Here is a 26031-nt window from a genome sequence, read left to right on the forward strand (position 1 = left end):
TTCCCAGACTCTTTTAGGTGTAAAAATGAATAAATGGTGAGCATACCTTCTTACCAAATAGACATTCCAGAATTAATTCCTCGAAATCGCATGAATTTTCGAACACTTGAGAAGCTATTACAAAAAATTCTTCCTTCTGTTGTTGGAGCTAACCCTTGCACCCGTGCCCTCTTGTTCGGGTACATTATTTTTAGTGCGGTATCATTTTTCCCCTCACTCTTCTTCGACAGGAACTACTATGATTTCCAACTTTCCATCCTTTAAACTGTAAAAACTATTTTTATTATTTGGGTTATTTTCTCTTGTAAATGTAAAATCATCAACAAATCCTTGAGTTTGGAGACTCCCATCAAAAAGGATCTGAGAAACATTTTCTTTTACTATTTGAGTCATTCCACCATAAAAGTTGCCAGTTTTCGCTAACAGATCAATAAAAATGAATTGAAAACACGAATTTCCTCTATTTAATAACTTGCTTACTTCTCCCGAGAGTAACCCCATTTCTTCCACGAAATCAGCCAGTCCATTAAGAACCACGATTTTTCTCGTTTTTGGCGTGAACCACAGTTCATCCCAGAAATGAGTAAATTTCTCACTTCGTTTTGCGACATCATGCAAGCTAAAATACGAAGTCACTTCGTTTTTTATTTGCTCCAATGTTCCAGAAACATCGATTAAAATAACATTTTCTTCCACATCCATCATTTGTGACAGCCACCATGAAAACATCCTCTGCAATTGTACATTGGAAGTAAAAAATAAACCTAGCTGCTTTCCAAGAAAAAATGCAAATGATTCCACCTCAACTGTTTGCTTATTCAAACCTAGATACACCAAGTCTTTTTCTTTATTGCGCACAAACTGACTGAAAATTTTTGGCGTTAACCGTTCGGGCACCATCAGGATTTTTTCAGGACGTTTTCCTACCCAGTCTTGATCTATATTTGTTATTTCTTCTGCCATTTTTTCGAATATTTCTGATTCATTTTGACCATTAGTGGGTAAATAAAATTGTAATATCGTTGGTCGGTCAAGCATCACTTGCCCTCTTCCTTTAATAGGCAACGCAACAATCGCTTCTCTTCCCAGCACTTGTTTGATTTCACTTTCATCATGTAAATACATAAACAGCTTTGTTGCAAATTGACTCATCATATTTAGGCGAATACTCCCGACACGATTGGCAGATAGAATAAGGTAAATCCCTAAACTTGCACCATCTCTTAGTAAATGCACGATTGTTTCATCGATGGAATCTTTTCGTTTATCCTCTATCCCCAAACTCTCGTAGCTATCTAATATAATAAAAATGATCGGTAATTGGATGCTCGTTTTTTCTTGGTATTGGTAGAGATTTGTGGCACCCTTTTCTTTAAACAGTTGTTTTCTCTCCGCCAATGATCGATTGATTCTCACAAACATTTTTTGTCTTTTTTCTTCTTCTTCTAAAGTGACGATGTCAACGACATGTGGCAACTTCTTCAACGGTAAAAGGCCATTAGTACCAAAATCAACTAGATGAAACCATACTTGATTTGGAGTATTTTGTCTTGCAAGACTTAAAACAATTGTTTGTAATAACGTAGATTTTCCATATCCAGAACTAGCGAATACAACGGTATGACTACTTTTCTCGCAATCATAGTAATAATGACTTTGCTTTTGCTCATGAGGTACATCTAACAAGCCTATGGGAACCTTTAATGTATTCCGTTCATTTCCTTTAAAGACAGGCATTACTAACCATGTTGGTAATTCTGGTAACCAAGGTTGTGATGATTGGCTGAATGTTGATTGTTGAAAAGTTTGTACAATCAACCTTCTGACTGCCTCATATTGCGTAACTATACTGCCCGCTGCTTTCCTCGAATCTTTTTCTGTAGGAGCAAAGAGGACCTCCTTTTGACCAAATTCATTCACAACAACGATCCGTTCATCTTCAAGAGATTGGTTTGGTGCGTAGAGTGCTTTTGTATAACCACTTTGGAACAATTCATAGACGTCATTTTCTCCTACCTTAAGATAACCCCTCCCTGGTCTTGACACATAAGCTGCATCTGTTGTTTGTAAAAGTTCCTTTGAGTCTTGAACACTTGCCATTTTCAATGCCACTTTACTTTTACTATTCGCCTCGATTTGGTCGTTGACTACTCCAGCTGGTTTTTGGGTAGCTAAAATTAAATGGACGCCAAGTGAACGTCCAATCCGCGCTACTGAAGTCAGCTCCTCCAAAAATTCTGGCACATTGACTTTTAATTCGGCAAACTCATCGGATACTAGAAAAAGATGAGGCAGCGGCTGATCAGGGTACGCAGAAACGTTCCTTTGTTTTCGTTGTTTGTATAACTGCATATACTCATTGATGTTGTTTACTTCATAGGTCGCAAGTAACCTTTGTCGCTTTTCCAGCTCCGCTTTGATACTGATCAATGCACGGGACGTACCAACTCGGTCTAAATTAGTGATCGCACCCATAAAATGTGGCAACTTACTTACTGTTTGTGCGAGGCCGCCACCTTTCCAATCAATCACTAGAATCCCTACATCTTCAGGAGAAAAATTGATGGCTAATCCCACTAAATAAGTAATCAGAAATTCTGACTTCCCTGAACCAGTCGTGCCACCAATTAAAGCATGAGGTCCATGTGCCTGTTCATGGAGATCCCAGTAGATTCCCTGATTTTTTCTCTGCCAGCCGATCAATGAACGTAATGTCTTACTTGGCTCTGCGTTCAACCAGCGCTTAGAAATCATTAACTCCTCAACAGACTGAACTTGATATTGCTCTAATAAATTGATTTTTTCTGGCAGATTTTGATTTTCAATTTCTTCATGGAATAAGTTAGCTAAGCGAAAAATTGCTTGTTCAAGTGGATAACTAGTTGGTAAACGATTAGGTGTAAATGGTTGATTAATGTGTTGTTCTTTATGATTGATCAGCATAGCAATATCTTGACTTTGATACGCTATTAACGTCGTTACAGTTTCAGGCAACTGATCGATAGATTCCTTCACCCAAATAACTACGACACCATACCGATTTAATTCTTCCGTTAAAAACTCTCTGATTTCATGCTCCCACAAGCCTTCTTCTGTGATAATTGAAAAAACATAAGTTGGTTTAAAAGCTATCTTCTGATAATCAGCATGTTGTAGTTGCTGCTTCCTTTTAGAAAGGATCTTATAAAATGCACTCAAAACCAACTCTCGATTTTTTAAATTGAATAGGAGCCCTCTTTGTTTAAGTGGAAAGGATCGCAACGTATGATGTGGTAACCAACGCCAATTTTTCCATGTTTTTTCATATTCTTTTTCTTGAAGAAGAGTGATAAACTCAACCTCTTGGTAAGAGTGCAAGACAGAAATTTGAAATAGTAAAGATTGAAGAGCTTCCTGCAAAACATTCGATGGACCGACAAGCCCCACTGACTGAGTTGCAAACGAAATCGCAATAGGTGCGTTCTTTAATTTCTGATAAGGACGAATAAAATCGGATAGAACTTCATCGTTCCATTGATCCTCATCCAAATGAGAACTAACAATTTTAAAACTGGATGGACGTTCGCCTATTCCTAAGCGAACGGTTAAAAAATCTTTATCCTTTGGTCGACGTTCATAGATTCTTGGATGACATTCCTTTGTCATTCGTGCTAATTGATCATTAGAAGGATACATGTACTGTAAAACTTCTTTTTGTCTTTGCTGTAACCTGTTTAATTCAAAAGCTTTTTTGATTCTATATTGTTGGATAGTTATTTTTTGTTCACTTTTTTTTCGTTTTATTTTCTTTTTATTTAATAAATAATTGATAGTAGAGATACTGGACGTCAATAAATTAAGTCCATACATACCTAGTATCAGAAGAAGGTTTCGATTGCTAAAAAACAGAAACATTCCGCTTAAGATAAATATGCCTAAAGAGGGGAGAACCAATTTAAAAAAGGATTGTTTCTCCTGAGCTGCTTCGTGTCTCGGTAATCGAACCTCCACTTGTACTTTTGGCTCTTCCAGATAGATTCTAGGGCTTCTTCTAAAAAAGGGGAAGTGCTTAGGATATTCAGGTATATAAGGGACTTCAGAAAGTACCCATGGATTTAATTGGATCGCTTGACCTAAACCGATGATCTGCCACTGCTTTTCCCGCCTTTCGATAATCCACTGATCCACTACGATCTGATCACCTACTTGGAAAGTAAATACACCTTTTGTTACAAGTAGCTGGTTATAATAAACGGGTGCTTTACTAGGATATATACTCAATTGATAGTTATTATCCTGATAATCTATCGCAATCATTGCATCTGATTCAATCATCAAGGCAGAAGTCGTTGCACATGAAATATCAATCAATTGCTTCGGTGGATCGATCCACTTTCTCTGCAATGTTTCATGCTTTAATATCAGAAACCTCGGATCATCTTTGATCGAAGAGTCTGAAAAATTTATATGCTGTTTGATATAACAGATTTTTTTGCCGGCGATCACCAGCTCTTTATCATTTTGAGTAAATACTTCATGAATAAACATCTCCCCAAAATAAAAGAGATCAAAAAGGATGGAAAGACTGATATTCATCTGATTCTCGGTACATAGTGTCTTATTTTGTGGGATTTTCAGATTTATTCTCTCCTGGCTTTTTGCTATATTGACTAATTTTTTCTTGATAGTTTTTTAGTAATTTTTGCTTTTTTTCACCACTCATTTGATCGTTCATTTTTACTGTCAGATATAACTTAGTATAGACATGCAAAAGATACTGCTCATCTCCAATGTTTTGAGCGATATCCAATGCCTGTTGGAGATTATTTCTGTCAATGTAAATCCAATAAAGCAAACGATTCTCACTTGACTCTTGAGATAATTGATTTAAAATAGCTGTTTTTTCTAATGAAGTTAAATGATCTAATTGAATGACACTAACAGCCACTATATATTTGATACTTTGAGAAAACAAACTGGGGGATACATCTGCTAAAGCCGTTAAAACACCTGCATAATCCTTGGCTATATATTTTGCTTGTGCATCCACGCTCCGTTCTATTTGTGGTAATTGATAAAACGCATAATTTCCTGTTAATAAAGCAAAAAGGATGGTTGACAAGCTGAATAAAAGGCTACCCCATTTAAAAATAAAGTAATTTTTCCTACTGACCACACGTAATTCTGTCGTTCGAATCTCTTTTTGTGTTTCGATTTGGTCGCTAATAATCTGATTGATTTCTGTTACATTTTTTGCTCCATGGAGCAATTTCGACAAGTCATCTGTTAATCCTTCACTTCCTCCATTTAAACTCTCATAACTCAAATTAGGATATAAGATAGCCAACACCAGTGCCCGATATTGCTTCAGAAAATCATTTTCAGTGACCGTATATGGAGCGATAACTTGCATAAACCCTCGATGTGCAAGAAAAATCTCTTCTCCAAACAGAAACAAATTATCGGGATGAAACAATGGTTGGATCGGTCCATTCATAAAATCACACAATTGATTGACTTTTTGGGCAAGCAATAATCGTTGGTAAAAATCTAATTTAATCAAAACCTGTGAGAAACACTTCATTTGATTTGTTTTTTTGTATTGAATGATTAATTTTTCTGTAGATAAATGGCTAACGTCACCTGCCAGTAAATTTCTTTTAGGTTTTAAAAAAAATGTATATTGTTCGATCTGATCCAGCGCATATTGATTCGCTTGTAGCTGAATTTCCACTTGTTCATCGGTTATTTTAATACCTTCTTTTTCAAATACATCCTTTTCGCTCTTCAATTACTTGTTGTCACCACCATTAAGGATACGTGGCTTGATTAACAGTTGGTCACCATGACTAATTGGATAATCTGATAAAAGAAATTCTTCATTCAATCGTATTGATTTATTTGTCACTTCTAAATCGAACGCAGCCGGTAGCACGATCGAAGAAACCTGAAGTGCGTTCACAAATAATTCCTTTAAGCGCCTAATGGTTATTTCCCTAGGTATTTGCAAGTCGATCGTTTGCTGTTCGATTTGTAAACAAATATCAATGACTATTCCCTGTTTCATTGAGTTACCCCTTTTTTCATGTATGGCTTATTTTTTACATTCAAAGTCAAGGAATCAAAACAAAAACCAAATGAAAATAGCTAAAAAACAACTGACATTTGCTGCTTTAATGAGTACAAGTCAAACGAAGATTGGTTTTTACTGATAAACGCTATAGCAACCCAAAATTCCGAGCATCTTGACGATCCCGTTCTGAGACGGTATTCGCATAGTTGTTGAGTTGCTCATAAATACTTTCAAATAATTGTGTCATTTGTTTAACGCTACCTTCTAACTGGTGATACTGATCAAGATATGCTTGAAAAGCTTGTCCTTTCCAATTATGTGCAATTTGCTGGTTCATCGTATTTACTTTTCGGATAGCCTCTTGTATTTGGAGCGCTGATTGCTGATAGATCTTCGCTTGTGATTTTAATTGATCAGGCGTAACTGCAATTGGTCCCATTCTTCCATCCTCCTAGCATTTAGTTGGTAAAACTATTACCTTGGTCATGAATAATATACGACAAGTTCTAAAATATTCCGCTAAATCTTTATTTTTATCTGAAAATTTTTCTCGCATAGAAAGACCTATGTAACAAAACAGTGATAAAAAGCCCGACAACCTTTTTGGTCTCGGGCTCATTGCTTTCAATTTTTTCAACTAATGATCGTTTGAAAACAACAATATTGAATTTATATTCGGTTCTTTAATAATCAGACGGTTCAATAGCTTTTGAGATAACTTTTGACCTCTTTTAAAAGCTGTACTTTTCGATAATGACTAACTTTATTCTTATTATCAAATAAAGAATAATGCTGTTTTCTCACGATATTTAATTGCTCACGATAAATAAACGCAGCACTGGCAAGTGCTTGACGACAATCTTCTGTAATAAGAGGAAACATTTCAAATGATTCTTCATATAAGTTTTCAGCCTGCTTAGCCAGTGATTCCCATAAAGCGACTAATTGTGTTTGGGCTTGCTTTTCTTTTAACATGGTAGTTGCCACCCCAAATCTAGTCATGTCTTCTTTTGTCAGGTAGATTCGCCCCATTTGATAATCTTCTCCAACATCTCGTAAAATATTCGTTAACTGCATCGCTTCTCCTAATTTTTTAGCTGGTACAACGATGTCAGCTGGGCGCTCAGTTAAAAGCGGAAGCAACATCAAACCTACACTACCTGCAACGTAATAACAATATTCTTCAAGATCTTTTCTTGTTTCTGGTTGCTTAAAATCAGCATCTTTTCGTTGACCAGTCAGCATATCAAAAAAAGGAGCGGTTACCATGGGAAAATTGTCAAAGACCACTGATAGCGCACGCCAGACTGGATCGTTGGGAACCTTTCCCTCATTAAAATCTAGCAATTGCCGTTCTAACTGTCTCAATCCCGCTTGATTGTTGTCGCGATCAATCAAATCATCTGCACGTCGGCAAAACGCATACACGGCATAGACACTTTGAGCTTTTCGTTTAGGCAACTGTGAGAAAGCCAGGTAAAACGATTTTGAATTTTTCTTGATGATTGATTCACAATAGGCAAAATCTTTTTGGTATTCTTGAAAAGGATCATTGTTAATGGTTATCATCTCTCAACAGCTCCTCTACCGCTAATTTTGCGCTTTGCATAACAATTGGTACCCCTGCGCCAGGATGGGTACTACTCCCACAAAAATATAAATTTTCTGCTGCAGAAAATTTGTTATGCGGGCGGTAATAATTACTTTGTTTCAGTGTCGGTTTTAAGCCAAAAGTCGCTCCATTATAAGCATTGAAACGTTCAGAAAAATCTTTGGGCGTGATCAATGTTTCGGATACGATATGCTCATCGATATCCTTAAAAATCGTCTTTTCTTTGAGCAATCGGATGATTTTTTGGCGATAGGCTTGCATCGTTTGTTCCGTCCACTTCTCATATTTTGACAATTCTGGCACTGGTACTAAGACATATAAGCCTTCCTGACCCTCAGGTGCAAGCGAATCATCCATCAATGACGGTCGGTACAAATAAAAAGATGGATCATCTGGTAACTTTCCTCGTTCAAAGAGATCATCAACATTTTGTTTAAAGTCTTCTGCAAAATAAATACTATGCAAGTGTTCCTCTGGGTATTTCTTGTCTAAGCCAAGATACATCAAAAAACAAGAACATGAATATTCAAATTTAGCGATTTTTTTATTTGTATACTTTCCCCGTTTTCTTTCATCAGGAATTAATTCCTTCATCGCATAAGGAAAATCAGCGCCACATACAATAGCATCAGCCATCACTTGTTCTTTCCCGATTCGGATTCCTTTAGCAATCTTATTGTCAATTAGGATTTCATCTACTGATGTTTCGTAAACGATCTTTCCACCTAATTCTTCAAACAATCGAGCCAATGAAGTCGCTAACGTATACATTCCACCTTCAATAAAATAAACACCATAAAATAATTCGATCATTGGAATAATCGTATATAAAGAGGGTCCTTGATAAGGCGATACCCCGATATAAAGTGTTTGAAAAGCCAATGATTTACGCAAACGGTCATCCTTCACAAATTTAGAAATAGACGTATACGCATCGCTGAATGTCCGCAAGCGGATCCCTGCCCATAATGATTTAGGATTATAAAAATCCCAAAAACCACGAAATGATTTCGTGATAAAGGCTTCTTTTGCGATCGTATATCGCTGATAGATATCTGCTAAAAATGCGAAATAACCTTGTGTATCTTCTGGCGAAATGTTTTCCAACGTCTTTGTCAATTCAATTAAATCATTGGAAAACTCGATTGGTTCCTCTTTGTTGAAATACAGTTTTAACATTGGATCAACTTTTTTCATTGGAATGTAGTCATCGGGGTCTTTCCCACAAAATTCAAATACTTCCCGATAAATTTCTGGCATCATAACAATCGTTGGTCCTAAATCAAAGGTAAATCCTGCCGTTTTGATTTGATTCATTTTCCCGCCAACTTGACGATCTTTTTCGTACAGTGTGACTTCATATCCTAGCTTTTGCAACCGAACTGCGGCACTTAATCCAGCTACTCCCGCCCCAATGACAATAATTTTTTTCATGGGATCACCTACTTACCTTTTTTATCACTTGATAAATTTAATGATAACGCAAAATTTATCAAGTGATAAACTAATATGCTCAAAGAGGTTGAGACAAAAGTGTTTAGCATCAAGAAATAAGAAGGAATTTCCGAAAATTGACAAGAAACACAAAAACTAGTTTTTGATGTTGATTGTTACCTACTTGGTGCTTCTCAATTTTTGGTAAATTTCAGCAAATTTTCCGAAGATGCTACTTTTGTCTCACCGTGAACAAGAGGTCGTGAAAAGAGTGTTTTGACCTGAGCGCTCACCAAGTAAAAACTGCGACGAGTAATCGCAGGAGCATTAAGGATGGAAATCTCGAAACAGCTTCCCATGTTTTGAGATTTTTTGACTTATCGCCGAAGGTCAGCTCTTTGAACACCGTGAATCAGAGGTCGTGAAAACATCGGGTAGCTCTGATGACAATAAGAAAGAATTTTTTGAAACAGCTCCTCATGTTTTGAAAAATTCAGGCTTATTTCAAGGAGCTGATGTTTGAACACCGTTTAGCAAGAGGCTGCGAAAGAAGCGTTTAGCCCCGAGCGAATAAGAGAGGATTTTTTTAAATAGCTCCTCATATTTTAGAAAATCATCGCTTATTTTTGAGGAGTTGCTTCTTGAACGCCGTTTATTCGTTTTTAGAGATACTAAAAGAGACTGTGACAAGTTTTGTCTCATTTGCCATTCAATTTTCTCATTAAATAACTACTTTTACAAAAAAAAGCCCAATGATCACGAAAATTCATTCGGATCATTCGGCGTTTTATCTACTCTGATTTCTTTTATAAGATTCAAAAATACAAACAGAATACAGTATTCTTGAAATTTTCATCGGTTACTCTTGATTAGAAAAAGCATTTAAAAGCGCTCTGACTTCGTCGGTCGATTTAGTATTCATTAATTGAACACGTAAGTCACTTGCGCCCGGAAATCCTTTGACATAGATTTTAAAGAAACGATGTAGCCCAGTCATTGAACGGGGGATTTCTTTGGCATATTGGTCTTGGAGATCTAATTGCAGACGTAAAAGATCAATCAATTCAGTTGCTGAATGTTCCCTTGGTTCTTTTTCAAAAGCAAAAGGATTTTTAAAGATCCCACGACCGATCATAATCCCGTCTACACCATATTTTTCAACTAATTCCAAGCCCGTTTGCCGATCAGGAATGTCGCCATTGATCGTAAGCAACGTTTGTGGCGCAAGCTGATCTCTTAATGCTACGATTTGAGGGATCAACTCCCAATGAGCATCTACTTTACTCATTTCTTTTCTCGTACGTAAATGAACAGAAAGATTGGCGATATCTTGTTTCAATAAATGACTCAACCAACCTTCCAACTCTTCTTGTTCTGTATAGCCGATTCTTGTCTTGACGCTTACAGGTAATCCTCCTGCTTTCGCTGCTTCGATCAGTTCCGCTGCAACTTCCGGACGAAGAATCAAGCCACTCCCTTTCCCACGTTCAGCAACGTTAGGAACCGGACATCCCATATTCAAATCGATCCCTTTAAAACCCATTTCTGCTAGTTCGATACTCATTTGTCTAAAAAATTCTGGTTTATCACCCCAGATATGAGCAACCATCGGCTGTTCATCTTCGGTAAATGTCAAGCGACCTCTGACACTTTCTTTACCATCAGGATGGCAGAAACTATCGGAATTTGTAAATTCTGTAAAAAACACATCGGGCGCTCCTGCCGCCTGCACAACATGTCGAAACACCACATCTGTGACATCCTCCATTGGTGCTAATATAAAAAAGGGCTTCGGTAATTCTGCCCAAAAATTTTCTTTCACTGATAACTCTCCATTTCATTGTAGTTTCGCCATGTAATGCTCTTCGTTCACTATTCTAAAAAACAGAGTCATTATACTAGGAATCAACAAAAGAAGCAAAACCACTGCTTCCTTTACTAAAGCAATTTTTGATACGCCAATCGTTCATTGTCTATCTCATCGTCGACATAGACGATACCACGTAACTCAAACCCACAATGAGCCATGATACGTTGCATACTAGTATTCTTTTTGTGCGTATCAACTCTTACTTGTGCCATTCCTAAGGCCTTTGTTTCTGCTTCTGCATACTCAACGAGTCGGTAAGCCAGCTTTTGTCCGCGAAATGCATCAGCTAGTGCAATGCGATGGATTGTTGTATAGGGCGCATCAGCTTTTTCCCAACTTCCTTCAAAGATTTCTTGATAATTTTTATCAGGTGTTTTTTGTAAGGCTAATGTTCCAGCAATGATTCCATCGACTACCAAAACATAAGACCATGTTTTTTCGATATCTTGCCTGATCGTTTCTTCATTTGGATAACCATTTTGCCATTGCGGACTATCAGCGGAAGCTAATAACCGTTTTGCTTCATTAATGATTTTCATGACGGCTGGCACATCAGCTAACGTCGTTTCGCGAAATTCAATTGTCATTCCATATCCCCTTTTTATTTTTCTATACTAGATAAAACACTAAAAACTAAAGTTTAGTTATCATTTTAACATATTATATTTAGTTAATTTAAGAGTAGATCGTCTAAATTTGTATGAGGAAGTCCTTTAATCGAACAAAAAAAGTCTAGGATAAGCATCTATCCTAGACTCAACTATTTCTTGTCTATTACCAAAAATTTGATCAAATCAATCCGTTTCTGTAGAAAACCGAATAAGTTTTTTTGATCATTCCACAAACTCTAGCTTCTTAACCCTCTACCTTTATTGATTAAATACCAGCATAGTGAATAAAGCACTAAACTAAATAACACAAGAATCGTGATCGAAATCATGATAGGTACATCTGTCGTTCCAAGGAACCCATAACGAAATCCTGAAATCATGTAAACGATCGGATTAACTTTAGAAATTGCCTGCCAGATTGGTGGCAACATAGAGATCGAATAAAAGACACCACCGAGGTATGTCAATGGCTGAAGGACAAAGGTCGGCACGATCGACACATCATCATACGACTGTGCGAAAATCCCATTGATCAAACCCGCTAGTGAAAATAAAATCGATGTCATCAGCAAAGTAACAATCACGATGCCCCAAGAGAAGACATTTAGCGGAACGAAGAATAGCGAAATCATCGTTACCAACGCCCCGACCAAGATACTACGTCCCAGTCCACCAATCACAAATCCCCAAATAATCACATGTGTGGGAACGGGCGCAACTAAAATCTCTTCAATATTTTTCTGGAATTTTTGAGAAAAAAATGAGGACGAAACATTGGAATAAGAACTAGTGATAACGGACATCATGATCAACCCTGGAACAATAAATTCCATGTAGGAAAATCCACCCATATCACCAATACGTCCGCCAATCATTTTCCCAAAGATCACAAAATAAAGTGAGGTGGTAATCACTGGTGGAACCAGTGTTTGGACCCAAATCCGCAAGTAGCGATTGGTTTCCTTGATGGCTAAACTTTTTAAAGCTGTAAAATAAAGACTAAACATTTTTTTCCTCCACATGACCATTTTCTTCCGTGATTTTCAAGAATAATTCTTCTAAGCGATTCGATTTATTTCTCATCGAAAGCACTTTTATCCCTTGTTCACTTAATTGATCAAAGATTCCGTTGACCCCTTGATCCCGTTCTACTTCAACAGCAAGGGTCCGCTCATCTTCAAACGTACTAGTGTACCCTTGTAGAACTGGCGCTTGTTCATACGGTGCTAAGTCAAAAATAAACGTTTCAAATTGTAATTTAGAAAGTAATGATTTCATACTTGTATTTTCAATCAATTCACCTGATTGGATAATCCCGATATTCCGACACAACATTTCGGCTTCTTCCAAATAATGAGTCGTTAGAATAATCGTGGTACCTTGTTCATTTAATTCTCGCAAGAACTCCCACATTTCACGTCTTAGTTCAATATCTACACCTGCAGTAGGTTCATCTAAAATCAATAGTTTCGGTTCATGCATCAATGCTCTAGCAATCATCAGTCGCCGTTTCATCCCACCAGAAAGCATGCGTGCACGAACATTTCTTTTTTCCCATAGATTGGATTGCTTAAGGTATTTTTCACTACGCTTGATTGCTTCTTGTCGTGAAACACCATAATATCCTGCTTGATTCACTACGATCTGTTGAACTGTTTCAAAAGGATTAAAATTGAATTCTTGCGGTACTAATCCGATTTGTTGTTTGGCACGAACCAAATCAGTATCCAAGTCATAACCAAACACTTTTACTTCACCAGAAGTTTTATTCACAAGTGAAGTGATGATCCCAATTGTCGTAGATTTCCCCGCACCATTAGGACCAAGCAAGGCATAAAAATCGCCCTCTTCCACCGTTAAATCAATCCCTCGCAACGCTTCAACTCCCGTTGCGTATACTTTTTTTAAATTCTTTATTTCAAGAGCCTGTGTCATTTTTTTAACGATCTCCTTTTTTCCATCTGATTCTCTATTGTAACATGGAATGATTGAAAGAAAATGAATAAAGTTTTCAAAATAAAATAGAATTTTATGTATTCGAGCATCCAATATAAAATCAATCATTTCATCTTCTTTCGATCAGTTGTTCTACTAAAATAAATGAATCCTTTTATCCATTTCCAAAAAGGAAGAAAGCATGATTTCTCCATCAGGAAAAGGCACGCTTTCTTCCTTTTTTAATATAAATGAGTTTGCGACAAACCATTCAAGCCTGACATATTAAGTCCGTACGTTTTAGTCAAAAATCTCCCATTTTCGATGTTGATCAAAAAATGTTGCTGCTTCTTTTGCATCCGCAACTAGTTTTTCCGGATAATTTAAGACTTTCAATAATGCAATCGCATTTCTGGTTTTTGCTGGACCTTGCTTTAATTTAAAATCAAAACTGATTCCTTTTTCTGCTGTGACCTGTTCCTCAAAATGGACATTCTCACATTCATTTTTCAAGATCTCAGTCAATTCAATATCGTGAGTTGCCACAAAAGCTAGTGAAGGGTAATCTGCCAACCATCTTACTACTGCTGCAGAAGAAGCAATCCGTTCGATCGTATTGGTTCCCTTTAAAATCTCATCCACAAAACAATAACATCTTTCCCCTTTTTCCACTTGATCTAGTAGACGTTTAATCGATTTGATTTCTGAAACAAAATAACTATCTCCTGCAAACAAGTCATCTTCGATCGCCATAGAAGTCAGTACGTGACCTTGCTGCAAGGTAAACTTTTCTGCGAGGGCTGTTTGGATCGTCTGTGCTAAGATACAATTGATCGCAATACTTTTCACATAAGTAGATTTACCTGAAGCATTCGAGCCCGTCACTAAAATGTTCTGATGCCAATCTACCGGGTTCACTACCGCTTCTTTCAAGAGAGGATGATAGAGGTCTTCTGCCTCTACGCCATTATCCGTAAATTCTGGCTGACAGGTAATAGGCATGTAGGTACGGTAGTTGAGAACTGCAGCCGCTACTTCCATTTCTCCCAATAATTCCCAAACCTTCATTGCCTCTTTCGTTTTTTTCTCTAACCTGCTAATAACAAAGTGATAAGAAATAAACGGCAACATGAACATCATATTGACATAATCAAATAAAATTTCTGCTTCCGACCCACTTTTAACTCGAAAGGAAAACCCAAATTTAGGAATATCTTTTAATGGTTTAACATTTTGCCGTAATTCATCTTGAACCGGTGTAGCAATCTTTGCTACTTGATTCGCTGTTGAGATCGTTGAGACTAGGTAACCCATACTATTAATCTCAGTTTCTAATGTCTGTTTCTTGACTTGATAATAAAGTGTGTTAAAAATCAAACTACCAATCGCTAGATAGATACCTAAGACTTGTCCAAATAATAATAAAATTAAACCAATGATCGGTAAGAGACCTAAAAAAGTATAAAAGCCGACATGTCCGATCTGTTTACTTTGGCCATCCGCTAAATATTGCTTCGTAAAATTACCATCTTTTTTCCCTAGTCGTGCAAATTGATATTGGATTTTTTCTCTTGTTTGAGGGTTTTCTTGGTAAAAAGCAATTAACTTTTCTAATCGCTGATCTTTTCCAAAGTTAAAGCTCCTCAGCCGTTGATATAAAGCTTCTGAACCAATACTAGAGTATGTCAGATTGATGCCTTCAAAAACTTCAAACATATCCAAATCGTACCACGTCAAGTCATCCACTTCACTTGACCATGAACGAAATTCTTTTTCTGTGAGCCATGCTTCCTTTAAACTTTTTTCTTTATCAAATCGAGGTTGATAAGGCACTCTTCCCCACTTCTGATGGACACTTTCTTTTAATTTTCGACGCGCATTGAAATCTAGAGCAATGAGCAAAACGATCACGCCACAAATCAATAGCACAATAAATGTTTTTTGATCCATACATTTTTCTCCTATTCTGTTTTCCATTGGATAAAGTATAGCATTGTTTGACCCCTTTTATGAGCTGAATAATGAAAGTTCAACATAAAATAGCTGTTTATTCATATTTATTCAATTTATTCACTATGTAGCTATATGAAATGAAATTAAAAGAAAAAGCACACTTATTTCCACCAACTTAAAATAGCGCTTACAAAATAATTGTCGTATACTAGAGATAACGAATAGGTGAAACGAAAGGAAGAAAACAAATGGCTACTACTTCGATGAACAATCCTCAAAAACATGCGGAACAAAAAATGAAAACTATTGTCATTTTTGATCTGTCTTTTAATTTTATTTCTACCAATGGTAGTTTGCAAACCCAGTTCTTAGAAATGAAATTAGCGAAGTTTTTAAGAGAAAAAAATCAATCTTGGGCTCTTAAAATATATGAAGCAAGTCAGATAGACGAACACGCCTCGGAAGCAGATATTATTTTACTAACCCCAACGTTTGCCTATGCCAAAGAAGAAATTGAAAAGAAATTCCCTCAGATACCAGTGATAGCTATTTCTAAAGCAGAGTACGGAACAATGGATCTGGATCACTTATGGGAAAAAATAAAAACGGTTCTATAAATAAGGTTGGTCAACTTGCATAAACTTTTTACTCTCTTTCAATTTAATACAAATAAATAGTAAATCAGCTGATTTGAAAACAACCAGCTGATTTTTTGTGGTCTATTTACATGTTTGCTCGTCTAAAGCTCTGTTCCATTAGAGGTTGTTACCCGCTTATACCAATCATAGGAGTCTTTTTTATACCTTTCTAGCGTACCAGAACCATCATTGTTCCGATCAACATAGATAAAACCGTAACGCTTTTTCATCTCCCCTGTTGTAAATGACACGCAATCAATACAACCCCACGGCGTGTAACCCAAAAGCACGACACCATCTTCATTGATCGCCTTTTCCATCTCTTGGATATGACTACGTAAATATTCGATACGGTAAGGATCATGAATCGTGTGATCCGCCTCCAGAACATCAATGGCACCAAACCCATTTTCAACAATAAATAATGGGAGTTCATAACGCTCATAAAAAGCATTCAATGAATAACGGAGACCTTCTGGATCGATCGCCCACCCCCAGTCAGATTCCTTAATAAATGGATTCGTTACGGAGTACGTACTTCCACCACTAACATTCGTTGAAACATCTTGATGGACTTGCGAATCGACCGTATTACTCATGTAGTATGAAAAACCGATATAATCCACTGTACCTTCAGCGAGTGCTTGTCGATCTGCTTCTGTTATATCGATCTGGTACCCTTTACGCTCAAACATTTTAAGGGCATAATTTGGATAGTGTCCACGAACTTGTACATCACAGAAAAACCAACGATCATGCATCATCTGTTGCGCTAAGATTTGATCCGCTGGTCGAGAAGAAAATGGATAAATAGGAACCATCGCAATCATATTCCCAATCTCAAAATCTGGATTAATTGATTTTCCTAGTTTAACCGCCTTAGCAGAAGCAACTAACGTATGATGGCCACAAATGTACATCGCTTCTTCTGGATTTTCATAATCGCCAAAATGAACACCTGAGTTGGTCCAACCAAAAATATCATTTGAATAGTTCATTTGGTTGTTGATCTCGTTGAATGTCATCCAGTATTTCACCTTATTTTGATAGCGCTCAAATACCACTTCTGCAAACTTAAGAAAGAAATCGATCGTTTGACGATTCATAAATCCACCATATTCTTTGGCAATATGATAGGGCATTTCAAAATGGGACAATGTAATAACCGGTTCGATCCCATATTTCAACAGCTCGTCAAAGACATCGTCATAAAATTGAAGACCTTCTTCATTAGGTTCCAGCTCATCTCCATTTGGAAAAATACGTGACCAAGCAATCGATGTACGAAAACATTTGAACCCAAGATCAGCAAACAGTGCAATATCTTCTTTATAGCGATGGTAAAAATCAATCCCTACATGATTGGGATAATAATTATCTTCCACAACTCCATCTGTAATTACTCGAGGTACACCATGTGAGCCAGCTGTCATCACGTCAGCCACCGAAAGCCCTTTTGACGTTCCAATTACACCACCTTCAAATTGATGGGCTGCTAATGCACCGCCCCATAAAAAATTCTCTGGAAAAGCCATCCTATCCGCTCCTTTTTCATCTCAAATTTATTTCAATTGCTTTAGTAAACGAAGTTAGAACACCACCAAATGCACACTTGTCAGGAAAAACTTTAGTGACAAGCGCATCAGGTATCGTTTTCCAATCAATGATATCAACGAAAGTATACTCCAAGTATCTAAGTATCTTTCTTGAATCAAAAATACAAACGCTTTCAATTGGTTGTAAGAGGAAAATGAATGAAACATGTTCGTCATTTATTATACCGTAGAACGTCTGATAAAAGTAATTTACGTGCCCCATGAATCACAAACTTCCAAAAAAAATCAGTTGGTTGCCAAGTAACAAAAGTCCTCCCCCACATCAAAATTAGCGAAATTTAATAGTAGATATAAGTGAAAAGAGTTTCCATAATGAACAATCAACAAGGTAGTTTAGCTTTTCTCCACTTCTTTAATTAATAATAACAACTTTTTGACTATTCAGTCAGCAGTCTACATTTCTGTGTTCTTTAGACATGACAATTGTCATGTCCAACTGATGACATCCATGACTGTTTTACAACTCAAAAAATAGCTAAGATAACATCAGCAGGAGGAAAGAATATGAATCCAATAATCGATGTACAAAACTTATCGAAGGTGTATAACCGGACAACCGTTTTAGATAATATCTCATTTCAGATTGCACCCGGAGAGACTGTCGCACTATTAGGAGAAAATGGTGCAGGAAAATCCACTCTGATCAATCTACTTAACCAATTGATTCAACCAAATTCAGGAACTACTTATGTGATGGGACCCAAGATATCAGGAAAGTCCGTGACAAAGTCGGTGTAATGTTGCAACAAAACTTATCACTCGAACGAGTCACCGTCAAAGAGTGTTTAAATCTTGCTCGTAGTTACTATCACAACCCATTATCTTATGAAGCCTTGATTCGCTTAGCCAACTTAAAAGAAAAAGAGAAGTGTTACTTAGATCAATTGTCTGGCGGACAAAAACGTCGGTTGACTTTTGCAACAACTATGGCAGGAAACCCTCAACTAATTTTTTTAGATGAGCCGACTGCTGGAATGGATAGTAATAGTCGACAATCATTCTGGGAAAGTATTGACCGTTTGAAGCAAAATGGAAAGACTTTTTTTATCACTAACCATTATCTGGAGGAACTAGATCAGATTGCAGATCGAATCCTTATTTTAAAAGATACTAGGTTAGTATACGATGGTACCTTGAAATCATTGCGGAAAAAAAGTGGTCATATAACCATCCAATTTACCACTCCATTACCAAAAGAAACATTCACATCCATTTCAGCTGTTAAAGAATGTTTAAAAACTAATCAGCATATTCAATTAATAACTGATGAGCCAAACGTAGTGATGGAAGCTTTAATTCCTTATCTTAATCAATTAGACGAATTAGCCATTCAGCAAAATTCGTTGGCTTCTTTATTTCAAAAAGTAATTGGAGGTAGCGGTAAATGAAAAAATTCTTGTTTCAAGTTCAAATCAACTATAAACGCATCGTATTCCGTAACTTGCGCTTCCTCTTATTCAGTATCGCCATGCCAACAGGCTTTTACCTTATATTTACTCAGGTAATAACACAACCAGTAGCTTCGAAAACATGGAATATCGCTTATATGATTAGTATGATTGTGTATAGCTCATTGATTAGTTCTGTTATGACAGTCGCACATACTCTGTTAGAAGATCATACTAGAAAGTTCGATTTATTTGTAGCACTACGTCCAGGTTCAAAATCACAATATTATCTATCGATGTTAATCGTCTTTCTATCGTTAAATATACTTTCGGTTTTGGCACTAATAATGACTGGAATTTTAGTAAATCAGCTAACAATTAATTGGTTTCATTTAATAGGTCTTTTATTCCTCGTTCCATTGTTATCATTCCCACTTATATTGATTGGAATGATCATCTCTCTATTAGGTTCAGATAACGTAGTAAATTTGCTTAGTAATCTCATCGTTTTTCCCATGGCAATTTTAAGCGGACTATGGTGGCCACTTAGCATAATGCCCCCATGGGTACAAAAGGTTGGACACTGGCTACCAACTTATCAAACAGCTGTAATTTTAAGAAGATTTATCAATTATCAACGTTTTAATTTTGTTAGTTTTGGGGTACTCTTAGTTTGGACGATTATTTTATTCGTACTGTTCAAAGTAGTCGTCTTTTTTCAAAGTAAAAGTGAGGTTTCTACCATATGAGTTTTTTCGAAAAGCACATATTTTTCCCAAAACGATTCGGCATTGCACCTTATTTCTGGTTAGTATTTTTAATACCGACGATCTATTCATTGTTCCCCCTTACTTCTTGGTTTGACTGGTTATTTATATTACTTTTAGTTATTTTTTTAAAAGCTTACCGAGATGGCTATGAAGTTCATAAATTTTTAACATGGGACGTTTTCCTTCAATTATTGATTGCCTGCTTATTTGGTATCTTTCAAAAAAATGGATATCTCTTTATTTTCGTTGCCTGGGAGATTGGCTCCCTGCCAGTAACCAAACGTTTATTCTATCATTATTTGACTGGTTATTATGTAAGCGTCATGATTAGTCTTGGCGCTATGTTGTGGACCACTCGTTTCACCCATTCATCCAGTTACATTAATGTAGGTATCACTATCATAGCTGCTATTATTACACCACTAGCAGCTAAGTCGGTAGGGGAATCTTATCGGCGGATCTATCGCCTCAACCAACAAAATAAACGTTTAGAAGCAGTTGTGCGCCAAAATGAACGAGATCGTATTGCTCGTGATCTCCATGATCATTTAGGCCAAGCGTTTTCCATCATTTCATTAAAGGCTGAATTAGCGGAGAAATTAATAGCAATTGATTCACGCCAAGCAACCAATGAATTACATGATATTGCTGAGACTTCCCGAAAAAACTTATCATTAGTTCGTGGGATCGTTTCAAATTTACAAGAGCGAACAATTGCCCAAACGATGCTAGAAGAAGAAAAAAATTTAGTTCTTACCAATATTCAGCTTCATTCTGTAGGAGAGGAACTAGCCGAAAAATGGCCGACGAACATTCAACATACAGTATCCGCAGTTATTAAAGAAGCCATCACAAATATGATTCGTCACAGCAAAGCTAGTATTGCGATGATTGATTTTACCGAGAATATAGACACCTATTTTATTACCATTCAAGATAATGGACAAGGATTCACTCAACTAAAATCAACCGGCTATGGAATCAGCGGAATGAAAGAACGGATTCAAACTGAAAAAGGACAGTTGACGATCACTGGAACACAAGGAGTAAAGATTGTCATTTCGTTGCCTAAGGAGAATGAGCATGATTAAATTGTATTTGGCAGAGGATCAACAATTATTGAACACTGCATTAACGATGATTTTGAATCTTGAAACAGATTTTGAAGTTATTGGTTCTGCAACAGATGGTGATACGGCATTATCTGACATCATCAAATTGAAACCAAATATCGTTTTATTAGACATTGAAATGCCTAAATTGACTGGCTTGGAAATTGCTAAGCAACTTCGTTTATTGAAACAGGATGTGAAAATTATGGTTCTGACTACCTTTGCGCAAGAACACTATTTTCAGCAAGCTTTACAGAACAATGTCAACGGTTATATGCTAAAAGATAGTCCCAGTGAAGAACTTATTCGTTCGATCCGCTCAATCATGGCGGGTGATACGATTTTTTCACCTGAATTGGTTATTCAATCATTCATTACTCAAAAAAACCCTTTAACCCCAAGAGAGCTTGAAATTTTAACGTTGTTAAAAACCGGCATCAGCACCCAACAAATTGCCCAAACTCTATTTTTGAGTGAGGGAACTGTACGTAATTACATCTCTGCTATTCTAAGCAAAACAGCATCACGTTCACGAATTGAAGCGATAAATTTTGCAATAAAGCAAGGATGGATTTAAATAACAATAAATTAAGATCACTGAGAAGAACGCCTTAAGCAAGGTCTTCCCAATGATCTTATTTACCGATCAGATAACTGGCTATACTTTTTCTAAACTAAATAGTTTTTGTTTCCCTATAGTATTCACTATGATGAATTTTAGTAGTTTAACCAAAAAAACGGAATGAACTAACTATTATCTTTCGTATTAATTTTTATAGGTGTGATCATTCAATTAGTTTCCCAAATGTTTGTTTCTTATTACTTTTCTATTCACCCATTACTAAAATATGGCATTTTCGATTTCTAACACGGTTTTGATCAAAATCAATGAAATAAATCGAGCCGACAGCTCCTGTCATTAATGTTTCCTCTTTGACAATGAAATTTTCACTTGCTCCGAAGAATGATGCTCGGATATGTGCATCTCCATTTAAAATCGTTCCAGCATCACCAGCATAGTCTGGATCATCTAAGGACAGCAAGAAATCAAGATGCTTCGGACCAGGATAACGATAATCGGTATTTTCCGTTAATTCTCGAGGAATGATCCGATCAAGAATCCGATTTAAATCAACCTGTAAAAATTCATCCCCATTAAAATCTAAATCGTGCATGAATTCCTCAAAAATAACTGAACAAGTAGTATGTGGCGACTGAACAAGACAAATGCCATTTTTTATCCCACTTTTTGCCACAATTTCTTTTACTTGTTCGGTAATATTATGATACGTCACTCGCTGTCCATTTGAAGTCAAAACAAGTTGCTCAGTATAAGTTGTCATTTTGTCGATTGCTCCTTTTTCCATTTACTTACTTCTTCAATCATCGCTTTCAATGTGTCCACAGGATCTTTGGCACAAACAATCCCGCTGGTTCCACCCGTTGCATCAGCCCCCGAATCAAGTGCTTTGCGAACATCTGCTACCGTTGAAATCCCTGCTGCCTGCAGAACAAAAATTTCAGGATCCATCTTGCGTACAGCTTCATTGGTTTGAATCATATAAGAAATGTCACTTGCTTGACCTGTGCCTATTAATTCCGTAGGCTCACAAACCATTACATCCGGCTTCAATGAAGCTACGAGCTTCGCCTCTTCTAAAGAATTCGCACAGACAATAGTCAATAGACCAAGTTCCTTTGCTCGCTTGACGGCATCACACAGCTCACTAACCGATAAAGGACGTTCTGCATGATTCAGGAAGGTCGCTTCTGCTCCAGCCGCTACAACGCCTTCAGGTAAAACGTGTCCCATCCCTCTACCAGGGACTATCCCATCGATATGTTGAACACTCACAATCAACTGCGTTGTCTCTTCCTTAATCAGCCGAACATCAACATGTTGACAAGTAAAAATGATATCGATGTCGTATGCTGCAGCTAATTGATCCGCTGTTTTTGCTAGTTCCAATGCCTGTTCACCATACAAATAAGATTTAGGATTAACCACAAAAAATGGTTTTCTTACTGTTCTCATGAGAACCCTCCTCTATTTTGTTGCAAATACTTCGTAATAATGCGATAACGTATCCGCAATCGCTTGGTTCGCTAATCGTTTAAGTGTAAAATAATCCTCAGGTTTTTCTTCGTTAATTACATCCATTGCTGCTGTGATAAAATCAGTAAAGATATTAATTTTATTGATCCCTGAAACAGCACATTTGTGGAGATTTTCATCACCAGATGATGAGCCCCCATGCAACACTAATGGAATTGAAACTTCATTTTTAATTTCTTCCAACCGCTCAAAGCTGATTTTCGGTGTTCCTTTGTATTGCCCATGAGCCGTGCCTATCGAAACTGCCAATGAATCGACGCCGGTTTCTTTCGCAAAACGTGCTGCTTCCTCCACTTCGGTATAAATGGTGTCCGTGGTTTCCTTAAATTCATAACTATTTCCCGTTCCCACGTGTCCAATCTCAGCCTCTACCACAACGCCTCTTTCATGAGCATATTCCGCAATCGCCTTTGAACGACGAATATTTGTTTCAATCTCATCCTGCGAAGCATCTATCATCACAGAAGTGAACCCAAGCTCGATTGCTTGCTTGATGATTTCCTCATCTTGTCCATGATCCAAATGAAGTGCTACTGGTACACTTGCTTTTTTGGCTAAATATTTTGCAATTAATGCTGCCTCTTCAAGAGGACATTCTTCAATATGCGCTTGTGCAAAGGCTAAAATTAATGGCTTTTGCATTTTTTCTGCAACCTCTACAAAGGTTCTTGCAGAGTCTAAATCAAAAAAGTTTGCTGCCGGAATCGCATAGTTTTCTTTTTGCGCTTTTTCAAACATCTCTTTCGTTGTAACTAACATTTGATTACCTTCTTTTCAAGTATTTTTTAGGCTTTAATTTTCGATTCAATTTCGTCAAACAACCCATCAATGCCAATTCCGGTTAATAAAGGAAGCCCCATAATTACTTTATCTTTAATATTGTCAGGAACCACGGTCGTACTGACCACAATATCGTAGTCATCAATTTTGCCAATCTCATCAGCAACTTTTGATTGATATAGTTTCACTTCATTTTCGAGTCCTTTTGATTTCAACCATTCTTTTACTTTTCCTGTTACCACTGTTGAAGTAGCCACACCTGTTCCGCACATAATTAATAATTTTTTCATCTGTCATCTCTCCTATTTTGTATTAAGCTTCAGTTTGTTTAGCTGCTCTTTTAGGTAAAATGCGATTCACGTAGAATAGTAAACCTGTAATAATCAGACCAATTCCGACTAGGGCAAAGTAACCAAATAGTTTTGCACCACCCACGTATAGAAGTGTTGTCCACAGTCCACCTTCTGCCATCGCAGTTACTGATGAATGTCCTTGTAAATCAAAGTTTGCCGCTTGTGCTGCTTTTGTTAAAAATGGTGCCACCCATGAAGTGATGTATAAAATGGTGACCATGTAGATCGTCCCACCTAAGATTGTTCGAATAATGTTTCCACCAAAGACAGCTGCCATCAAACAAACTAAGAATGGAATAGTTGCCAAATCACCGAAAGGCAAGGTTGTGTTACCTGGTAAAATCACTGCTAATAAAATCGTGATTGGGACTAAGATTAACGAAGAAGACAATACAGCTGGGTGTCCTACTGACAATGCGGCATCCATTCCGATATATAATTCTCTTCCTGGGAAACGTTTTTGAACAAATGAATTTGCTGATTCTGAAATAGGCGTTAAGCCTTCCATTAAAAGTGCCACCATTTTAGGCATTAAGACCATTACAGCACCAGTTTTCACCGCTAATTGTCCAATTCCCGCAACATCATAGCCAGCTAAAATTCCCATAACCAAACCAATTAAAAAGCCCATGACTGTTGAATCACCAAAGATGCCAAACCGTTTTTGAATCGTTTCTGGATCTGCATGCCAATCTTTCAATCCTGGAATCCTATCGAATAACCAATTTAAAGGTAAGGCAAAAACAAACCCAGGTGCTGCTGTTCCGTGTGGGAAGGTAATATTTGGAAACCCATAGAATTTATTGATGATTGGTCCTAAAATATCGCCAAACAATAAAATCATCATTGTATAAATAACCGTTGCCAACATGCCCATTGCAAAGTCATTCGTTACTGCGTAGACAAGTGAAGCAACAAATGCTGCATGCCAGATATTCCAAATATCAACATTCAGTGTTTTTGTTAAGCCAACAATAATTAATAACACATTGACTACGATAGCTACTGGAATCGCCAAACTACCTAAAACGGTTCCATAAGAAATCGCAGCTGCTGCCGGCCAACCAACGTCAATGGTTGTTAAGTTTAGTCCAAAACGTTCAACCATCGCTTGTGCTGCTGGTCCTAAGCTATTGGTCAATAAATCGATAACTAAATTCAACCCGACAAATCCAACACCAACCGTTAATGCTGAAATAAAAGCCTTACTCGGTTTCGTTCCTAAAATCAAACCAAAAACAAAAATTAAGATTGGCAATACAACGATTGATCCGAGATCAACAAATTTTTGTAATAAATCTAACATAATGCTCCCCCTCAAAATGGTTATTAAACGAATCCTTCTTTTTCAATAATGTGATAATACTCCTCAGTATTATTTACAGCTCGAAGCTTTTGAACCACCTCTTTTTTTTGAAACATCGTAATTAACTTCTGTAACATTTCTAACTGTGCATGTGGTTCTTTCAACGCTAACATGAAGATCAAGCTGACTGAAATTTCCTTATCTGCAGTTCCCATTTCATAAAAAGTTACTGGTGTTTTCAATGACATAAATGCAATTTGAGAATCATTCACGTGTTCTGCATCCGTATGTGGTATAGCAATCCCAACATCATTGATTAATAAGCCAGTAGGAAACACTTCTTCTCTTTTCAGTACATTCTCTGCAAACGAATCCTTCACTAAACCTGTTTGATATAGACAAGTTGCAATAATTGATAAAGCTTCATTCTGACTCTTTACCTCAGATTGAAATAATGCAATTTTCTTTCCAAAATAACTCGTCAT

Annotated in this window: 22 protein-coding genes and 1 pseudogene; 5 read left to right on the forward strand and 18 right to left on the reverse strand. The window is 37.0% G+C overall.

The window, feature by feature from the left end; translation table 11 throughout:
- Nucleotides 1-213: 213 nt before the first annotated feature.
- The 11 genes from essC to AB5M32_RS10620 form a co-directional block, all read right to left on the reverse strand.
- Nucleotides 214-4575, reverse strand: coding sequence for a type VII secretion protein EssC (gene essC / locus AB5M32_RS10570; protein ID WP_368024460.1), 4362 nt, complete (start codon nt 4573-4575; stop codon nt 214-216).
- Nucleotides 4576-4597: 22 nt separating this feature from the next.
- Entirely contained in the window at nt 4598-5770 is a 1173-nt protein-coding gene (gene essB / locus AB5M32_RS10575) for a type VII secretion protein EssB (protein ID WP_178287034.1), read from the reverse strand.
- The gene (locus AB5M32_RS10580) at nt 5771-6046 is read right to left on the reverse strand and encodes an EsaB/YukD family protein (protein ID WP_010720653.1); all 276 of its coding nucleotides are present in this window, start codon (nt 6044-6046) and stop codon (nt 5771-5773) included.
- 151 nt (nt 6047-6197) lie between these two features.
- Complete coding sequence (locus AB5M32_RS10585; RefSeq protein ID WP_010720654.1) at nt 6198-6491, reverse strand: WXG100 family type VII secretion target; 294 nt, start codon at nt 6489-6491, stop codon at nt 6198-6200.
- Nucleotides 6492-6751: 260 nt separating this feature from the next.
- Nucleotides 6752-7621: a phytoene/squalene synthase family protein gene (locus AB5M32_RS10590; protein ID WP_010737250.1), complete on the reverse strand. Its 870-nt coding sequence runs from the start codon at nt 7619-7621 to the stop codon at nt 6752-6754.
- Nucleotides 7608-9098 carry an NAD(P)/FAD-dependent oxidoreductase gene (locus AB5M32_RS10595; protein WP_063627654.1) on the reverse strand — a complete coding sequence of 497 codons (1491 nt, stop codon included), beginning with the start codon at nt 9096-9098 and terminating at the stop codon, nt 7608-7610. The genes AB5M32_RS10590 and AB5M32_RS10595 overlap by 14 nt, the downstream gene beginning before the upstream one ends.
- Nucleotides 9099-9957: 859 nt before the next feature.
- Nucleotides 9958-10920 carry a tRNA-dihydrouridine synthase gene (locus AB5M32_RS10600; RefSeq protein WP_010720657.1) on the reverse strand — a complete coding sequence of 321 codons (963 nt, stop codon included), beginning with the start codon at nt 10918-10920 and terminating at the stop codon, nt 9958-9960.
- A 116-nt stretch (nt 10921-11036) separates the two neighbouring features.
- Nucleotides 11037-11555, reverse strand: coding sequence for a GNAT family N-acetyltransferase (locus AB5M32_RS10605; protein WP_081128962.1), 519 nt, complete (start codon nt 11553-11555; stop codon nt 11037-11039).
- A 260-nt stretch (nt 11556-11815) separates the two neighbouring features.
- Nucleotides 11816-12586 (reverse strand): ABC transporter permease, encoded by a 771-nt coding sequence (locus AB5M32_RS10610; protein ID WP_010737247.1) that lies wholly within the window; start codon nt 12584-12586, stop codon nt 11816-11818.
- Nucleotides 12579-13514 (reverse strand): ABC transporter ATP-binding protein, encoded by a 936-nt coding sequence (locus AB5M32_RS10615; RefSeq protein ID WP_010720660.1) that lies wholly within the window; start codon nt 13512-13514, stop codon nt 12579-12581. The genes AB5M32_RS10610 and AB5M32_RS10615 overlap by 8 nt, the downstream gene beginning before the upstream one ends.
- A gap of 300 nt (nt 13515-13814) precedes the next feature.
- Entirely contained in the window at nt 13815-15464 is a 1650-nt protein-coding gene (locus tag AB5M32_RS10620; RefSeq protein ID WP_178287033.1) for a DNA mismatch repair protein MutS, read from the reverse strand.
- A gap of 251 nt (nt 15465-15715) precedes the next feature.
- Between AB5M32_RS10620 and AB5M32_RS10625 the strand changes: the two genes are divergently transcribed.
- On the forward strand, nt 15716-16084 hold the full coding sequence (locus tag AB5M32_RS10625; RefSeq protein WP_010737245.1) for a hypothetical protein: 369 nt from the start codon (nt 15716-15718) through the stop codon (nt 16082-16084).
- Nucleotides 16085-16206: 122 nt separating this feature from the next.
- Here AB5M32_RS10625 and AB5M32_RS10630 read toward each other — a convergent pair whose 3' ends face one another.
- On the reverse strand, nt 16207-17640 hold the full coding sequence (locus AB5M32_RS10630) for a 6-phospho-beta-glucosidase (protein ID WP_178287031.1): 1434 nt from the start codon (nt 17638-17640) through the stop codon (nt 16207-16209).
- Between the two features lie 585 nt (nt 17641-18225).
- Between AB5M32_RS10630 and AB5M32_RS10635 the strand changes: the two are divergent.
- From AB5M32_RS10635 to AB5M32_RS10650, 4 genes and pseudogenes are all read left to right on the forward strand, one after another.
- A pseudogene (locus AB5M32_RS10635) lies at nt 18226-19109 on the forward strand (ABC transporter ATP-binding protein).
- Nucleotides 19106-19858: an ABC transporter permease gene (locus AB5M32_RS10640; RefSeq protein ID WP_063627659.1), complete on the forward strand. Its 753-nt coding sequence runs from the start codon at nt 19106-19108 to the stop codon at nt 19856-19858. The pseudogene AB5M32_RS10635 and the gene AB5M32_RS10640 overlap by 4 nt, the downstream one beginning before the upstream one ends.
- Nucleotides 19855-20970 (forward strand): sensor histidine kinase, encoded by a 1116-nt coding sequence (locus AB5M32_RS10645; RefSeq protein ID WP_094940713.1) that lies wholly within the window; start codon nt 19855-19857, stop codon nt 20968-20970. Before AB5M32_RS10640 ends, AB5M32_RS10645 begins: the two co-directional genes overlap by 4 nt.
- Nucleotides 20963-21568 (forward strand): response regulator transcription factor, encoded by a 606-nt coding sequence (locus AB5M32_RS10650; RefSeq protein ID WP_010737241.1) that lies wholly within the window; start codon nt 20963-20965, stop codon nt 21566-21568. Before AB5M32_RS10645 ends, AB5M32_RS10650 begins: the two co-directional genes overlap by 8 nt.
- Before the next feature lie 250 nt (nt 21569-21818).
- Here the strand turns inward: AB5M32_RS10650 and AB5M32_RS10655 are convergent, their stop codons facing one another.
- Genes AB5M32_RS10655 through AB5M32_RS10680 form a run of 6 tightly spaced genes read right to left on the reverse strand, consistent with a single transcriptional unit; the run spans nt 21819 to nt 26031 of the window.
- The gene (locus tag AB5M32_RS10655; protein WP_088745227.1) at nt 21819-22334 is read right to left on the reverse strand and encodes a YjbQ family protein; all 516 of its coding nucleotides are present in this window, start codon (nt 22332-22334) and stop codon (nt 21819-21821) included.
- Nucleotides 22331-23026, reverse strand: a complete 696-nt coding sequence (locus AB5M32_RS10660; protein WP_081128968.1) for a triose-phosphate isomerase — start codon at nt 23024-23026, stop codon at nt 22331-22333. Before AB5M32_RS10660 ends, AB5M32_RS10655 begins: the two co-directional genes overlap by 4 nt.
- A 12-nt stretch (nt 23027-23038) precedes the next feature.
- Entirely contained in the window at nt 23039-23866 is an 828-nt protein-coding gene (locus tag AB5M32_RS10665; protein ID WP_178287029.1) for a class II fructose-bisphosphate aldolase, read from the reverse strand.
- A gap of 26 nt (nt 23867-23892) precedes the next feature.
- A complete protein-coding gene (locus AB5M32_RS10670; RefSeq protein WP_178287027.1) occupies nt 23893-24177 on the reverse strand; it encodes a PTS sugar transporter subunit IIB in 285 nt (94 codons plus the stop codon).
- A 22-nt stretch (nt 24178-24199) separates the two neighbouring features.
- The gene (locus AB5M32_RS10675; protein WP_034700117.1) at nt 24200-25546 is read right to left on the reverse strand and encodes a PTS galactitol transporter subunit IIC; all 1347 of its coding nucleotides are present in this window, start codon (nt 25544-25546) and stop codon (nt 24200-24202) included.
- Nucleotides 25547-25569: 23 nt separating this feature from the next.
- Nucleotides 25570-26031, reverse strand: coding sequence for a PTS sugar transporter subunit IIA (locus AB5M32_RS10680; RefSeq protein WP_178287025.1), 462 nt, complete (start codon nt 26029-26031; stop codon nt 25570-25572).

Source organism: Enterococcus sp. C57 (genome assembly GCF_040887305.1).
Classification (GTDB): Bacteria; Bacillota; Bacilli; order Lactobacillales; family Enterococcaceae; genus Enterococcus_B; species Enterococcus_B hirae.

Coding starts and splice junctions, on each gene's coding strand:
- AB5M32_RS10650 (WP_010737241.1), top strand. CDS start 20,963: ATGATTAAATTGTATTTGGCAGAGGATCAACAATTATTGAACACTGCA.
- AB5M32_RS10640 (WP_063627659.1), top strand. CDS start 19,106: ATGAAAAAATTCTTGTTTCAAGTTCAAATCAACTATAAACGCATCGTA.
- AB5M32_RS10615 (WP_010720660.1), bottom strand. CDS start 13,514: ATGACACAGGCTCTTGAAATAAAGAATTTAAAAAAAGTATACGCAACG.
- AB5M32_RS10680 (WP_178287025.1), bottom strand. CDS start 26,031: ATGACGAGTTATTTTGGAAAGAAAATTGCATTATTTCAATCTGAGGTA.
- AB5M32_RS10580 (WP_010720653.1), bottom strand. CDS start 6,046: ATGAAACAGGGAATAGTCATTGATATTTGTTTACAAATCGAACAGCAA.
- AB5M32_RS10670 (WP_178287027.1), bottom strand. CDS start 24,177: ATGAAAAAATTATTAATTATGTGCGGAACAGGTGTGGCTACTTCAACA.
- essC (WP_368024460.1), bottom strand. CDS start 4,575: ATGAATATCAGTCTTTCCATCCTTTTTGATCTCTTTTATTTTGGGGAG.
- AB5M32_RS10665 (WP_178287029.1), bottom strand. CDS start 23,866: ATGTTAGTTACAACGAAAGAGATGTTTGAAAAAGCGCAAAAAGAAAAC.
- AB5M32_RS10655 (WP_088745227.1), bottom strand. CDS start 22,334: ATGACAACTTATACTGAGCAACTTGTTTTGACTTCAAATGGACAGCGA.
- AB5M32_RS10620 (WP_178287033.1), bottom strand. CDS start 15,464: ATGGATCAAAAAACATTTATTGTGCTATTGATTTGTGGCGTGATCGTT.
- AB5M32_RS10590 (WP_010737250.1), bottom strand. CDS start 7,621: ATGATAACCATTAACAATGATCCTTTTCAAGAATACCAAAAAGATTTT.
- AB5M32_RS10625 (WP_010737245.1), top strand. CDS start 15,716: ATGGCTACTACTTCGATGAACAATCCTCAAAAACATGCGGAACAAAAA.
- AB5M32_RS10660 (WP_081128968.1), bottom strand. CDS start 23,026: ATGAGAACAGTAAGAAAACCATTTTTTGTGGTTAATCCTAAATCTTAT.
- AB5M32_RS10610 (WP_010737247.1), bottom strand. CDS start 12,586: ATGTTTAGTCTTTATTTTACAGCTTTAAAAAGTTTAGCCATCAAGGAA.
- AB5M32_RS10675 (WP_034700117.1), bottom strand. CDS start 25,546: ATGTTAGATTTATTACAAAAATTTGTTGATCTCGGATCAATCGTTGTA.
- AB5M32_RS10605 (WP_081128962.1), bottom strand. CDS start 11,555: ATGACAATTGAATTTCGCGAAACGACGTTAGCTGATGTGCCAGCCGTC.
- AB5M32_RS10595 (WP_063627654.1), bottom strand. CDS start 9,098: ATGAAAAAAATTATTGTCATTGGGGCGGGAGTAGCTGGATTAAGTGCC.
- AB5M32_RS10645 (WP_094940713.1), top strand. CDS start 19,855: ATGAGTTTTTTCGAAAAGCACATATTTTTCCCAAAACGATTCGGCATT.
- AB5M32_RS10585 (WP_010720654.1), bottom strand. CDS start 6,491: ATGGGACCAATTGCAGTTACGCCTGATCAATTAAAATCACAAGCGAAG.
- AB5M32_RS10630 (WP_178287031.1), bottom strand. CDS start 17,640: ATGGCTTTTCCAGAGAATTTTTTATGGGGCGGTGCATTAGCAGCCCAT.